Raw genomic sequence first — 15,198 nt, 5'->3', positions numbered from 1 at the left:
GGCAGTGATAAAAAAAGCCGGACTATCAACTTCGATGTCCGGCTTTCTCAATCAAGTTATTTTTGCATTACGCCTCTTTTTTCTCAGGGCGGGGCAGCAATACTTTCCGTGAAAGCTTCAACTTGCCTTGCTTATCAATATCCAGCAACTTCACAGTCACCATATCACCCACGTTGAAGATACCATCCATCGTCTCGAACCGTTTCCAGTCTATTTCTGAAATATGAAGCAACCCATCTTTGCCGGGAAGCACCTCGATGAATGCACCGAAGGGCATGATGGATTTCACTTTACCTTCGTATATCTCACCCACCTCGGGTTTGGCGGCGATGGCCTTAATCCGGCGCACAGCGTCGTCAATAGATGCTTTGTCTTCGGCAAACACCTGTACCACGCCCTTATTGTCAACCTCATCAATAGCAATGGTCGCCCCTGTTTCCCGTTGCATCTCCTGAATGATCTTTCCACCTGGCCCGATTACGGCACCGATAAATTCCTTATCGATGGTAAAGCTCACAATACGCGGTGCATGCGGTTTGTAATCCTCACGCGGCTCACTGAGTGTCTTTTTCATCTCATTGAGAATGTGCAAGCGGGCTTCCCGTGCCTGTTCCAGCGCTTGGGTAAGCACCTCCCATTTCAAACCGTGGATCTTAAGGTCCATCTGGCAGGCCACAATTCCCCTTTCCGTACCGGTCACCTTGAAGTCCATATCCCCTAAGTGATCTTCATCACCAAGGATATCACTTAAAATAGCATATTTACCGGTTTTCTCATCGGTTATCAGCCCCATAGCGATGCCCGATACGGGAGCTTTGATTTTCACGCCGGCGTCCATTAACGCCAAGGTACCCGCGCATACAGTAGCCATGGATGACGAACCGTTGGACTCCAGGATATCCGAAACCACACGGATAGTATACGGGTTTTCATCGCCCGTGGGAAGCACTTGTTTCAACGACCGCATGGCCAAGTTGCCGTGCCCTACCTCGCGGCGGCCCGGTCCCCGGTTCGGGCGAACCTCGCCCGTGGAAAATCCAGGAAAGTTATAATGGAGAATAAACTTGTTGTAACCGTGAATGAAAGCGCCATCAATCAACTGCTCATCATCCTTCGCTCCCAAGGTTACCGACGTCAACGACTGCGTTTCTCCGCGGGTAAACAACGCCGAACCATGTGCTGCCGGGAGGTAATCCACCTCACTCCAAATTGGGCGTACGGTACGCACGTCACGGCCGTCGAGCCTGATACCCTCGTCCAGGATCAGGTTACGTACAGCTTCATACTGTACGTCATGGAGATACTTTTTGATTAAGAAAGCAGTATCCTCGTCAATTTCCTCCTCGCCCAGACTTTCCACAAACTCCTCCCCGATCTGCTTGAACGCTTCGGAACGATCATGCTTAGCCGATGCCGATTTGGCCACGGCATACACCTTGTCGTAAGTCGCCGCAAAAATCCGGTCGCGCAATTCCGGGTTGCTGGGTTCGTGGCTATACTGCCGCTTAGTGGTTTTTCCGACAAGCTGGGCCAACTCAACCTGTGCCTGCACCTGTTTCTTGATGGCCTGATGGGCAAATGCTATGGCTTCCACCATTTCACTTTCCGTAATCTCCTTGGCTTCACCTTCCACCATCACGATATCATTTGCAGAACCTGCAACGATAAACTCCAGCGTAGCCCGTTCCAATTCACTTAGCAACGGATTGATAATCAACTTACCGTCTATCTTGGCGACGCGCACTTCCGATATCGGGCCGTTGAACGGAATATCCGACACCGCGATGGCCGCAGAAGCAGCCAACCCTGCCAATGCATCCGGCATGATATCCTTATCGGCCGAGATCAAGGAGATCATAACCTGTGTATCCGCATGATAATCTTCAGGGAACAAGGGCCGCAATGCGCGGTCGACCAAACGCGATATAAGGATTTCATAATCCGACAGGCGGGCCTCACGTCGCAAAAATCCACCTGGTATACGCCCGGTGGCCGCATATTTTTCCTGATAATCCACCGAAAGCGGCAAGAAGTCCGTTCCGGGTTTGGCTTCCTGTGCGGAAACCACCGTGGCCAGCAGCATGGTTTTCCCCTGCTTGACCACCACCGAACCATCAGCCTGTTTAGCCAACTTTCCGGTGGAAATCTCGATTAGGCGCCCTTCGCCCATATCGATTGTTGTCTTGATTTCGTTGTAACTCATTGTTGTTTTCATTCGGTATGCCGTTCATCTTCACGCGGCACACCTTTCTATATTAGACCTTTAGAACTTGGCACAAATGTAAAAAGCCATCTCCATATTTGGGATGGCTTCAATGAAATTTTTACGCGAAAAGCTATTTAATGATGTCACGCAAACCAAGCGCCTTGATAATGGCCCGGTAGCGCTCAATGTCCTTGTTGTAAAGGTATTTCAACAAGGCCCTGCGTTTACCTACCAGCTTCTGCAAGGAACGCTGCGTAGCAAAGTCTTTCCTGTTCGATTTCAAATGCTCTGTCAAGTGAGCAATCCGTTTGGTGAATAAAGCCACCTGGCCTTCGGTAGAACCTGTATTGGTTGCACTTCCGGCAAATTCGGCGAAGATGTCCGCCTTGTACTCTTTACTTAAATACATTACAAGAATAATATTAAAGCGTTGAAAAATAAATTAATTGGCTGCAAAGGTACGCCAATTTTTGTTAGGTTCCAAAGTTTTTTGGTGATTGGTGATGGGTGGTCGGTGGTTGGTGATTAGTGATGGGTGGTCGGTGGTCGGTGGTTATTAAACCTTGATGTAAATTCCTTTTTTATCCAGCATATAGCATATCGCCCAGCATAAACCGAGGAAAGCCAGTGCGTAACAAAACGAACCCACTTCAGGTGGTCCCGGAACTTTGGCGCATATCTCCGTATAAAACCAACGAAGCGGCGTCGTGTAACGGTTTTCGCCTGCCGCGTCCACACCTGCCGGAATCCGCACCAACCCCAGCAACCGCGGCAGCGCTCCACTAAGCACGAAGATAAACAAGGGATTTTTTCCGAACACATCGAAAAATCGCGTCAATCCGTTCCGCACCTTCAACACTTCGATAAACCAAATCATCGTGCCGATAGCCAGCATCGCCAATCCGGTGGTATAAAGGACATAGGAACCCGTCCATATCTTTTTGTTGATCGGAAATGCCAACCCCCAGAATAAGCCCAGCAATGTCATCAACACTGCTACCACAAATAATCCGCCCAGCATGGGGTATATGGGCTCGCCGGACGACCAGTGCCTGGGCCAGAGCCACTCCACCCGACCCTGCTCTCGGATGTACCGGCCGGTGAGATAGCCCAACACTACCTGTACGATAGCCGGCAGCGTGCTTACCAGGCCCTCCGGATCAAAAGGAACCCCCTCCCCTTTGTACAGGTGGGCCACGCCCAACACATGCTTGTCTACGGCTGTACCGAACCACCCCGCTAAACTATAAGGGTCCGCTGCACCGAACACCACACAAAGCGCCCAATATCCCAATAACAGGAGGGCCGATACAATGATTACCCAGCGCTCCTTAAAATAGTAAACCAAGATGGAAGCAAAGCAGTAAGCCAACGCAATCCGCTGCAACACCCCCATAATCCGGATGCCCCGGTCGGGATTGTCCGGATCCACCCAGAGCTTAAACACCAGTGTCTCACCGCGCCATTGCACGAAGGGCCACCAGTTCAGCAGCAGCCCGATACCGAAAATCAACAGCGTCCGTTTCAGCACCTTCTTCCAGAACACGGCATCGCCAGATTCGCGCAAACGCGGCATCACAAACGCCATGGCGTTGCCCACCGCAAAAAGGAAAAACGGAAACACCAAATCCGTGGGCGTGCAACCATGCCAGTCGGCATGTTTCAACGGCGAAAACAAATGCGCCCAACTGCCCGGATTATTCACCAGAATCATCAGCGCCACTGTGGCCCCGCGGAACACATCGAGCGAATAGTATCTCTTGTTCATATATTACCAATAAACAGCCTTGATTTATAGGAAAGCCGCACTTTTCCATCCCGTTGGTGCGCTTCAAACAACACCCTAAGCGACGCCAGCACCTCTTGCGTGAGCGGCGACGACTGATCGGGCATGTAAGAATATGACAACGTACGCCCCCGTAGTTGCTCGAACGTCAAAAAATCTACGTACTTGAAAACCCTGTATTCCGGCTTCATCGGCGCATAAAAAGCCGAAACATCAGCCGTCTTCATTTTCCGCTGGCTGACCTTCAGATAGTCCACCGAGTACCTCCGTATCAATGACTCGTAACCAGACTCGAAGGCGCTGTCGGTATTCCGCAGGTTCCAGACGATCGCCACCAGCGGATTTCCGTGGCCGATGCGCTTGAATTCCGCCTTCGCTTTTGCTGCATCAAACCAATGGAACGCCTGAGCCGAAACGATAAGGTCCACCGACCCATCCGGCAATCCCGTTGACTCTGCCGTACCTTCGATGAACGTACAGTTCTTAAACGCTGCCAGCCTGCGCAATGCCAGCTGCCGCATGTCTGCATTAGGTTCAACCACATAAACCGGATTGCCCCATCGCGCAAGTAGCTCGGTGAATATCCCCGTGCCGGCGGCGATTTCCGCAATAACGACATCTTCCCGCGACGGAATCCGCTCTCGGATGAAATCCACCAATCCCGGGGGATATCCAGGCCGAAACCTGTCATAGTTTTCAGCTCGATCGGAAAACCGGTTGATACTATCGCTTGACATGTCGATCCTATAATTAACAGGAAATGTAAAAGTAACGGGTTTTTGTCAATCCTAAAATCTCAACCAGTCATTCCGAATGGTTTAAATCCAAAAACGCTAATTTTCAACAATATATAATCAATTAAATATTTTTTTTAAAAAGTTTTTTATTTTACGATTATATATTTATTAAGTTTGCGTTAGGTTTAACATTTCAGCCAGTTATACGAAAGATTGTGAAAATCCAGCGCCAAACTTTGAAGCAAGCCGTATTTAAGCTTCTTTACTATAGGGGAGCCCTATCACTGGCCGAGTTGAGCATGCACACGAATAAAAGCATACCCAACATCACCAGCCTGATGAACGAACTGATAACAGACGGTTATGTTGCCGAACACGGGCTGGCGCCATCCACCGGTGGCAGGCGTCCAGTCAAATACCGCATTAACAAGAAAATGAAGCGGTACATCCTGGCTATTGCAATGGACCAGTTTATTACCCGGATTGTCCTGTACAACCTGGTGAATGAAGCCGTCCACCCGGAGGCCACATTTACCCTGCCATTGCAGGACAATCCAGAGGCGCTCCACCAATTATGTGCAGCCATTGACAAATACCTGAGTTCCGCCTCCGTACGCCGGACCCATATCATAGGCATCGGCATTGCCATGCCAGGGTTCATAGACATTGCGAAAGGCGTAAACGCCAGTTTCCTTACCAACACGGGTGACATGGGATTGCGCGATTGGCTAGCCCAACGGATGGGTATTCCAACCTATATAGAAAACGACTCCAGCGCCATTGCCATTGCCGAACTGCATTTCGGCGCCGCCATGGACATACAGGATGCTATGGTCGTCAATATGGGCTGGGGTATTGGCTTGGGCATGATTGTCAACGGCCGCCTCTTCCGGGGGCACAATGGGTATGCCGGCGAGTTCAGCCATATACCGCTGTCGCACACCAATAAACTATGTTCCTGCGGTAAACGAGGATGCTTGGAAGTAGATGCCTCCCTGTTGGTCGCCGTGGAAAATGCAAAGCAGGCCATGGCAAACGGCACCAACTCCAGCCTGGAAAAGCTATTTGCCGACCGTAGCAAAGCTGAAGGCGACCACCTCATTGAAGCCGCGTGTAATGGCGACCAATTGGCCGTGACCTCGCTTTCCGATGCCGCATTCATGATGGGCAAAGGCATAGCTACGCTCATCCACATCATGAACCCGCGGCGAGTGGTTATCAGCGGACGGGGAGCGGCGGCAGGCAAACTGCTTTTACCGCCCGTGCAAGGAGCCATCAATGAGTTCTGCATTCCGAAATTGGCGGAGCAAACTGACGTGGTGGTTTCCACGCTAAGCTATCAGGCTGAACTGTTGGGAGCTGCCAGTTTGGTAGTAGAAACTATCCAACCCGATCGGCATGGCAAGCAGGAATTAAATGGTAAACCGGACGTACTAACAGAAAACAATCAGGCAAGTAATAACGTGATTTAACAATTTATATAACCAAAGTAACAACAACATGAGAATTTTGTACATGAAGTTTTGCATGGCCATTATGGCGATTCTTGGCTCCACGATGATAGCCCATGCACAGCATACTGTCACCGGGGTTGTGACAGATGCCAGCGGCCCGCTTTCGGGCGTGACGGTAACAATAAAAGGCACAAACACCGCGTTGCAAACAAACGCAAATGGAAGCTATACATTGACTGTTGAAAAGGGGGATGCACTGGTCTTTTCTATAATTGGCTATAAGACAAGGGAAGTTGTAGTCGCCGACCAAACAACCATCAATGTTGTACTAGAACAAGATGACAACCAATTAAGCGAAGTGGTAGTCACCGGCTTTGGAACGCGACAGAGCACAAAACGGTTATCATATGCTGTCACAGAGGTCAAAGGAGAAGAACTGGTACGTGCAAATAATGCCAACATCGTCAATGCGCTACAAGGTAAAGTGGCTGGGGTAATGATTAATCAAGGTGCTAGTGGGCCTCAGTCGAGTTCACGCATCCGTATACGTGGAAACAGTTCCTTAAGCATGAACACCCAACCACTCCTGGTAATTGATAACGTACTTGTCGAACCGGGCACAACTGGCGGAAGTGTCTGGGGGGACGCTGCTGACTTTGGTAACATTATGAAAAATCTGAACCCCGATGATTACGAAAGCATTACGGTACTAAAAGGATCCGCGGCTTCGGCCTTATATGGCTCCAAAGCACAAAATGGTGTGTTATTGATTACAACGAAAAAAGGGAAAGCCGATAAGGGATTAGGCGTCAATTTCAGCCATACCGAGTCCTATGATTTCGCATATCGCTACCCAATATCCCTTCAAAATGAATTTGGTGGAGGTATATACACAACATTTGAGCAAGATGCCAATGGCGTAGATATCGTGTCTAACCCGGCTTTCCCTAATAGCGGAGGCTATTCTTTCGGACCTCGGTTTGACGGACGATTAGTCAAAGACCTTGGTGAAGGTCGGATGATTGAATGGAAACCAAACAATCCGCTAGACGTTTATGAAACTGGTGTATTCCGCAATACCAACGTGTCACTGGAAGGCGGGGGGGAGAACTCGACATTACGTTTTTCGTATTCCCGCTTAGATAATAAAAGCGTCTTGCCAAACAACGGTATCGAACGCAATAATTTCGCGTTACGGGCCACTCAAAACATTTCTAAAAGAGTATCGATTGACTTGAGTGCAAATTACAGCATGACCGACACGAGAAACCCCGGAAGGACGGGCAGTAGAAACAATCTTGCCTATGCGTTTAGTTACCTGATGCCAAGGCATGTCGATTTACTGTACTACCAGGCCAACTACATAAATCCTGTTTATGGCGGCCAACGTTCATCGCAGGATGCCGACTTATATGATCCTTATCGTTTAGGCAGCGTATTCTTTTCATTGTACGAAGACAATCAGTCGTTGAAGGAAAATAATCTTTTAGCGAATGCTGACGTTAAGGTAGACATTGCACCTTGGTTAAATGCACTGGTGCGGGCAAACACTAATTATTATACATCACGTTATGAGCGTAAGTTTTTAGGAACTGGCGTTAACTTCCAAGGTGGAAATTATCAATTAAGGCAAGAAAACAGAAGTTCTTACCGGGTACAAGGATTGTTAAACGCCAGCAAGCAATTTTCAACCGATTGGTATGGCACATTATCCTTGGGAGGCGAAACGTATAGAAATGTTCCGGGGTTATACAACGATTCCTATACAGACGGCGGCTTACGGGTTCCGGGCTTATTCACCATCACGAATTCCGTTAATCCAGCTGTTACACAGGCATACCCCACCGCAGGCAAGCGTACTGACGGATTGTATGCATTCGGTGATCTAACATGGCGAGATATGTTGACAATGAATTTCACACTGCGTAACGATTGGTCTTCTACACTCCTCGATAGAAGTGGTGCAGGACAATATTCTTATTTTTATCCCGGTGTTGGCCTGTCTTGGAGTTTCACGGAGTTACCAGCGTTTAAAAGCACTAATTCGATATTGTCCTTTGGCAAATTACGGGCATCATATGCGCAGACCGGCTTAGAAATGGATCCTCAGATGCTCAACACGGAAGGCTACTACAGGATACAGGACGGTACGTTTAACAATGCCAACAATACGAACCAACAAATATTCACTTTTGCAGATAACGTTCTTAGAGGAAGCAACTTAAAAAACCAATTAACAAAAGAATTGGAGTTGGGGTTAGATCTTCGCTTTTGGAACGGGAGATTGGCTTTGGATGCCGCATGGTACAAGAAGAATACCTATAACCAAATCATCCGTATCCCAATGCCGAGGGAAAGCGGTGTAACAGATCTACTAACCAATGCAGGAAACATCCAGAATTCGGGCATCGAACTTTTAGTGACCGGTACGCCTATCACAAACAACAATTTTAACTGGAATTCTACGATCAATTTTACGCTAAACAGGAACAAAGTAATTGAACTCGCACCAGGAGTATCGTCCTACCAATTGGAAACTGCCTTTGGCGATGATGTCGAAGCGGTTGCCCTACCGGGTTCGACCTATGGTTTGGTACGTACCGGATATGCGTTCGCCACTTACCAGAAAAGAGATGCAAACGGCAATCCAATTGACCATCCAAGCAACGGACAACGGGTAATCGGCGCTCCCCCACAGGTCGCAACGGGCAACTATTTAACATATCTAAGAACCGCTGACTATGAACCTGGCTCGACAAAAGACCTCGGCAATATCATGGAAAGGTTTTTGGTAAGCACTGTGCAGGACTTTAGCTATAAAAATTTCAACCTCTCCTTTCAGTTAGACGCCAAGGTTGGGGGGCTAATGGCTTCGACAACCCATCAATATGGCTCTGCTAACGGCTCCGTTACCAACTCGTTATTCGGAAGAACAGCAGATTTGGGCGGAGTCACTTATATAAGTAATGGCGTTACCAGAGACGACGGCATTATTCCAGAAGGTGTGCTGGCAGATGGAATTACAGTGGTACGTGACGGTCAGACCATCGATTTAGGAGGAATGACCTATTCGGAAGCATACGAATTGGGCTATTTACCCGCTATCCCTGCATACGCCTATTATGATAACCTTACCAAATGGGGCACCGGTATCCGCGAGGTATCCGTTTTTGAAAACTCATGGGTGGCGGTACGCGAAGTATCCGTGGGATACAACCTGCCCTCTCAATTGGCAAGCAACTTAAAAATGAAAAACCTGAGACTCACCCTTACTGGTCGTAATTTGGGATATCTATGGATGACCGCAAAAGATGGCGTAAATCCGGAGGGAATCTTCAGCAACAGATCTGGATCCTTTTTAGAATCTGGTGCATTCCCCTTCACCAGGAGCATCGGTTTCACACTAAACGGTTCATTTTAACGATAAGGAGTAACGAAATCATGAAACTCAAAACACATAAATATATAGGAGTTGCGATTATTGCAACAAGCCTATCGACGATGTCCTGCAAGAAGGAATCATTTGTCGAAGCCAACTTAAATCCGGCTACACTGTACGAAGTTACACCCGAAAACCAGTTTTTGGCCGCCTCAATCCAAATAAACAACGACTATGAATACTATTACGATGTGTACCGCCGATTAAATTACTGGCTACAATACAGTACTCCTGCAAGTGGTAACGGCTTTAATTTTAATGCGCCGGGCGGGAACTTCAATTATAGATATAATAACTTCTATAACAATGTCGGGCCAAAATTGATGGACGCCATCCAAATTATCAATTCTTTACCACAAGAAGAACGAAATGGCTACATACATCTTGAGAATATCGCGAGAATTTTGTTGGCTTACTATGCATGCTACACCAGTGATTCCAATGGAAGTATACCATATTCAGAAGCGTTTTTGGCAAGGTATGGAGGAACACTCACACCGATATATGACACGCAAGAAACTATATTCTCACTCGCAAATGACCAAATCAGTGCAGCAGTCGACATACTTAAAAACACTACGACAGACGGGCAGGTTAATTTAGGTTCAAACGATCCTTTTTTTAACGGAAATGTAAATCAGTGGATAAAAGCCGGAAATGCGCTGAGATTAAGAATCGCCTCTCGCTTTATCAAAGCGGATCAAGCAAAAGCCCAAGCTATCATTAGCGATGTATTGGCTAACAGTGACCAAATGGCTCACGTTGACGACTCTTGGGAAATGAGAGCGGGTCCAACCTATGCAGATGCCAACACTAATTGGAATCCAGCCAACTTCATTGCAGGAAAGCCAATATTGGATTACATGAAAGAAAAAGCAGATCCAAGGCTTCGAATTTACTACCGTCCAAACAGCAACGGAGAGTACGTCGGTGGTTTTCCAAGCCCGGATGACCCAATTAAACCCGAAAACGCACCGCTGTACAGTGGTGGAATTGCTAATTTTTCGCAATTGCAGCACCGGCTATTTACCCCGAATTATGACGAGGGAAACGGTGCAGGCAACGGTTCAGCATTTTTTCCAATCATCACTTATGCAGAGTATTGCTTTTTGAGAGCCGATTTCGCAGCTCGCGGACTTACAAGTGACAATGCAGAAGAATGGTACAAGAAAGGCGTCTATGCTTCAATTGATTACTACGACCGAAGAGCACAGGCCAGTTCACCTATTGGCGGACTCGGTGTCGGTACCGGCATCGAGGGCTACGTTAGCGTTACCATGACGGAGAAGGATAATTATTACAATGCTACGGGCGTAAAATTTGACCCTTCAAATGCCTTAGAGCAAATTGCTGTCCAAGCCTATTTTGATTTCTACCGAAATCCATTTGAGGCTTGGAATTGGTGGAAGCGTACCGGTTATCCATCAACGTCGTCAACCATCTTTGAATGGTCTGACCTCGTAGCACAAGGAGCTCGCTTGCCCTTGCCAAGGCGCGCCTCACAATCCTTTTTGCCTACGTCAAACTTGAATTACCAAAACCAGCGGGCCGCCTTAGAGCAGATGATGCAAGACCCGGAATATGGTTCAGGCCCTGGCGATCCATTTGGCCGTGTTTGGTGGGATAGATCAAATTAAATTTCTTACATTTAGCACAGCAACTCAAAGTTGCTGTGCTTATTTTAAGCTAATGGTTAAACTAATCGCATTTTGTTTACTGTTCTGTGGAAATATTACCACTGCGATATGCCAATCCCATGGCTCATTCAGCGTTTGGGATATCCAAGAAAAACGACAAATAGTCCTAAACCAATCAAAACATAGCCATTCACTATTCGTATTTCTATCGCCAGAATGCCCGCTTTGTCAAAACTATTCAAAAACCATTAACGAACTTAAAATTGCGTTCGATGGAAGTTTGACTATTTATGGCATTGTTCCGGGCACTTCATATGCAGATGAAGACATTATGGCATTCAAAGAAGAATACGGATTGTTATTCGACTTATTCATTGATAAAACATTTGTGCTAAGCCAATATTTTAGTATTAGCGTTACCCCAGAAGTTGTCCTGTTAAACAAGAACGGCAACAAGGTTTATACTGGTGCAATCGATAATTGGGTTGTTTCGTTAGGACAAAAAAGAAATTCTGCTACCGTTCCCTATTTAAAGAATGCTTTGACGGAAAGCCTGGCTAATCAGCCTATTTCCGTTACCTACGTGCAAGCGATAGGATGTGCATTGAATGACTATTGAAATTAAAGCTAAGATGAACAATATTCTTCCCCTCAGGAACTTTAATTTCCATTTAAAAGTTTTTTTATTCGCAGCATGTACAGCATTACAAACAAGAACTTCTTATACACAAACCTTTTACAAAGATATAGCACCAATTATACACGCTAAATGCACCCCATGCCATCGCCCGGGCGAATCCGCTCCATTTTCACTCATTAGTTATGATGACGTTGCTAAACGGACTTCATTCATCAAGAAGGTTATACAGGAGGGATACATGCCACCATGGAAAGCGAACAACGAATATGTACACTTTGCGAACGTTAGATCATTAGAGCCATCTGAAAAACAGTTGATTATTTCTTGGATAGATGGAAAAAAAGAACGAGGAAAGGCTAAGAAATCCAAAGTCCAAACGCCATACGAGGTAAGCGGCCTAACCCGCACTCCCGACCTCACCTTGATGGCGCAAGACACCTTCGTGTTGCAAGGAGATAACAATGAACGTTTTGTGGTCTTCAAAATACCGTTTGAGTTAGACGCTCCAGCTAATATAGAGGCTGTTGAATTCGTGAGCAATGACAAAAGAGTCATTCATCATGCCAACTATGCCGTACATGAAGTTGCCGACCCAACAATCGACATTAGAGCAGCTCCAAGACTGATTAATTTATCTGATGAGGCAAGGTCATTATACGACGCCTACCTGCCATTAAAAAAAGTTATGACATATTATGGTGGTTGGATTCCAGGAGCGTCGGCAGAGACCTACCCGTCTGGTATAGGGTGGGTGTTACCCAAACGCGGTATCATCCTGTTAACCGTCCACTTCGGACCGTCTGCGATAGAAAGAAAATCGATTTCCGGGATAAATCTTTTTTTCACGAACCAGCCTATTGAAAGGACTGTAAAAGTAGTCAGTTTCGGTTCTGGCGGAATCGGTGAAAATGAAATACGTCCAAGTTTCTTCATGATTCCAGCCAACAAAATAAGTTCGTACTCGCTCAAAGTGTCTAATCCCAGCGAGGATTTTTCAGCATTATACGTCTGGCCGCATATGCACTATATCGGGAAAGAATTCAAAGCTTATGTTGTCACTCCGCAAAATGACACGATACCTCTGGTTCATATTCCCGAATGGGATTTCAGATGGCAAGAACTTTACCGTTTTAAGAACTTAGTGAAAATTCCCAAAGGATCGGTTATTCATCTTGAGTGCAGTTACGACAATACCGCTGACAACCCGTTCAATCCGTTTAGTCCTCCTGAAAACATATTTTCATACAGTGATATGAAAACAACGCAAGAAATGATGACTATGTTACTGGTTTTTCTCCCTTATAAAGAAGGTGACGAATTTGTGTCTACTTCGCAAAAATCTTTACGGGAGTGAAAACAAAACCGAAAATTAAGAAAATAAAAACAACGGCGTTTGCTTTCGCTTGGCTGTTGCTATTTGCATTGGCATCCTGCGAGAAAAAAGACCAGCAGTTTGATGAAGATGTTTTCAGGGTGACTTATTTACGCCCTTCGGACGGCTGCCCCAGCGGGCCTTTGATACAGTTTAGGGAAAAAGATGCCGAACGTCTAAAGCATTTTCTTCCAGAAGGCCATCCAGAGGAGCACGCCCACTATGGCCCCATATCAGCCACCAATCTGGATAACACTTATAACGCTGGGCAATCTCTTGTGATAAAGATTCGCCAGCCTATCGGAAATGAACATCCATTTTGCACGGCTAATATACCGTGGTACACAAGCGTTTACGTGCTTGAAGTACAAACGAAGTGAACTAAACAACTTACAGGATCAAAGTCAATGCTACTTACTAATACTGCCAGAGCGACCGAGTTTGTATGGATCAACATCAATTGTTAGACTTATGATTTCTAAGAATAAACACAATACACTATTTCTTTTTTTTATTGCCTTCACGGCTGTTTCCTACGCCCAGCACCACAACATATCCGCCGGATATATCCCACCATCCGACCACTTGGTGCAGCAGAACCTCGAAGAATGGCAGGACCTAAAATTTGGCCTTTTTATGCATTGGGGCACCTACAGCCAATGGGGTATCGTAGAGAGCTGGAGCCTCTGCCCTGAAGATGAGGGATGGACGGTGAGGCGCGGCCCCCATTCGGATAACTACTTTGAATACAAGAAGGCTTACGAAAACTTGCAAACAACGTTTAACCCCACAGCATTCAACCCCGAAAAATGGGCGCAAGCAGCACAGCAGGCGGGCATGAAATACGTGGTCTTCACCACCAAGCACCACGACGGATTCGCGATGTTTGATACCAAGCAGAGCGACTACAAGATCACCGACGCGAAGACTCCTTTTTCCAGCAGTCCACGTGCCGACGTGACCAAGGAAATCTTCCACACATTCCGCGATAAGGGCTTTAAAATCGGGGCGTATTTTTCAAAACCCGACTGGCATACCGAACATTATTGGTGGCCCTATTTCCCGCCGAAGGACCGCAATGTGAATTACGATCCCGCTAAATATCCTGAACGGTGGAATAAATTCAAGCAGTTTACCTATAATCAGATAGAAGAGCTGATGACGAATTACGGCAGGGTGGATATCCTGTGGTTGGACGGGGGATGGGTACGGCCGCTGGCATCAGTGGATACGACGGTTGACTGGCAGCGTACCATCAAAGTGGAACAGGATATCGATATGCCCCGCATTGCCGCCATGGCACGCCGGCACCAGCCCGGCCTATTGGTGGTAGACCGTACCGTGCCGGGCGAGTTTGAAAACTACGTCACACCCGAACAGCAGGTGCCCGACAAATCGCTGGATATCCCATGGGAAAGCTGCATGACAATGGGAAGCTCGTGGAGTTATGTACCGGACGATACATACAAACCAGCGCGCGACATTGTGCACACGCTTATCAAAATCGTTTCCCGCGGGGGCAATTACCTTCTCAACATCGGCCCCGGCCCGCATGGCGACTGGGATCCAGACGCTTATGATCGCCTGCAAGCTGTGGGTGGCTGGATGGCGATCAACAGCGAAGGGATTTACGCCACACGGCCTGTAGCTCCTTACAATGAAGGAGATGTTTATTACACCCGGAAAAATGATGGCAGTGCTACTTATGCATTCATGCTATCAACGGAAGACACCGTTGAATTGCCAACAAGTGTCCGATTACCCTTGCCGGGGGGCGGTGCCGTCAAGCGGGTGGAATTGCTGGGCATCGGCAAACTCCGGTTCAAAGAAACGGACGACGCATTGGAAATCACCATACCGAAAAACAGACGCCAACCGGTAGACTTACGGTATGCCACCGTGTTTAAATTAACGCATTAATGATCAC

At 47.1% G+C, this 15,198-nt stretch carries 11 protein-coding genes; 7 read left to right on the top strand and 4 right to left on the bottom strand.

The features are described from left to right. Positions 1-67: 67 nt before the first annotated feature. The 4 genes from pnp to BM030_RS01800 all read right to left on the bottom strand — a co-directional run bounded on the left by pnp (position 68) and on the right by BM030_RS01800 (position 4,729). Positions 68-2,203 (bottom strand): polyribonucleotide nucleotidyltransferase, encoded by a 2,136-nt coding sequence (gene pnp / locus BM030_RS01815; protein ID WP_090970998.1) that lies wholly within the window; start codon positions 2,201-2,203, stop codon positions 68-70. A gap of 133 nt (positions 2,204-2,336) precedes the next feature. Then, positions 2,337-2,615 carry a 30S ribosomal protein S15 gene (gene rpsO / locus BM030_RS01810; protein ID WP_090970438.1) on the bottom strand — a complete coding sequence of 93 codons (279 nt, stop codon included), beginning with the start codon at positions 2,613-2,615 and terminating at the stop codon, positions 2,337-2,339. A gap of 147 nt (positions 2,616-2,762) precedes the next feature. After that, positions 2,763-3,974: an acyltransferase family protein gene (locus tag BM030_RS01805; protein ID WP_090970436.1), complete on the bottom strand. Its 1,212-nt coding sequence runs from the start codon at positions 3,972-3,974 to the stop codon at positions 2,763-2,765. Further along, the gene (locus tag BM030_RS01800) at positions 3,971-4,729 is read right to left on the bottom strand and encodes a class I SAM-dependent methyltransferase (protein ID WP_090970434.1); all 759 of its coding nucleotides are present in this window, start codon (positions 4,727-4,729) and stop codon (positions 3,971-3,973) included. The genes BM030_RS01805 and BM030_RS01800 overlap by 4 nt, the downstream gene beginning before the upstream one ends. Positions 4,730-4,944: 215 nt before the next feature. On the opposite strand from BM030_RS01800, the gene BM030_RS01795 reads away from it, so the two are divergent. The 7 genes from BM030_RS01795 (at position 4,945) to BM030_RS01765 (ending at position 15,191) form a co-directional block, all read left to right on the top strand. Next, a complete protein-coding gene (locus BM030_RS01795) occupies positions 4,945-6,201 on the top strand; it encodes an ROK family protein (RefSeq protein ID WP_244518606.1) in 1,257 nt (418 codons plus the stop codon). Between the two features lie 28 nt (positions 6,202-6,229). Beyond that, entirely contained in the window at positions 6,230-9,604 is a 3,375-nt protein-coding gene (locus BM030_RS01790; protein WP_211657497.1) for a SusC/RagA family TonB-linked outer membrane protein, read from the top strand. A gap of 20 nt (positions 9,605-9,624) precedes the next feature. After that, positions 9,625-11,259 carry a SusD/RagB family nutrient-binding outer membrane lipoprotein gene (locus tag BM030_RS01785; protein WP_090970428.1) on the top strand — a complete coding sequence of 545 codons (1,635 nt, stop codon included), beginning with the start codon at positions 9,625-9,627 and terminating at the stop codon, positions 11,257-11,259. Then, the gene (locus tag BM030_RS01780) at positions 11,204-11,878 is read left to right on the top strand and encodes a thioredoxin fold domain-containing protein (protein ID WP_090970425.1); all 675 of its coding nucleotides are present in this window, start codon (positions 11,204-11,206) and stop codon (positions 11,876-11,878) included. Before BM030_RS01785 ends, BM030_RS01780 begins: the two co-directional genes overlap by 56 nt. Beyond that, the gene (locus BM030_RS01775) at positions 11,868-13,253 is read left to right on the top strand and encodes a monooxygenase (RefSeq protein WP_211657496.1); all 1,386 of its coding nucleotides are present in this window, start codon (positions 11,868-11,870) and stop codon (positions 13,251-13,253) included. The genes BM030_RS01780 and BM030_RS01775 overlap by 11 nt, the downstream gene beginning before the upstream one ends. Beyond that, positions 13,250-13,651, top strand: a complete 402-nt coding sequence (locus tag BM030_RS01770; protein ID WP_090970423.1) for a hypothetical protein — start codon at positions 13,250-13,252, stop codon at positions 13,649-13,651. The genes BM030_RS01775 and BM030_RS01770 overlap by 4 nt, the downstream gene beginning before the upstream one ends. 91 nt (positions 13,652-13,742) lie before the next feature. Then, a complete protein-coding gene (locus BM030_RS01765; RefSeq protein WP_090970421.1) occupies positions 13,743-15,191 on the top strand; it encodes an alpha-L-fucosidase in 1,449 nt (482 codons plus the stop codon). Positions 15,192-15,198: the final 7 nt, after the last annotated feature.

Source organism: Parapedobacter composti (genome assembly GCF_900112315.1).
Classification (GTDB): Bacteria; Bacteroidota; Bacteroidia; order Sphingobacteriales; family Sphingobacteriaceae; genus Parapedobacter; species Parapedobacter composti.
The sequence above is the reverse complement of the archived record's forward strand: the minus strand, read 5'-3'. Positions and strand labels throughout refer to the sequence as shown.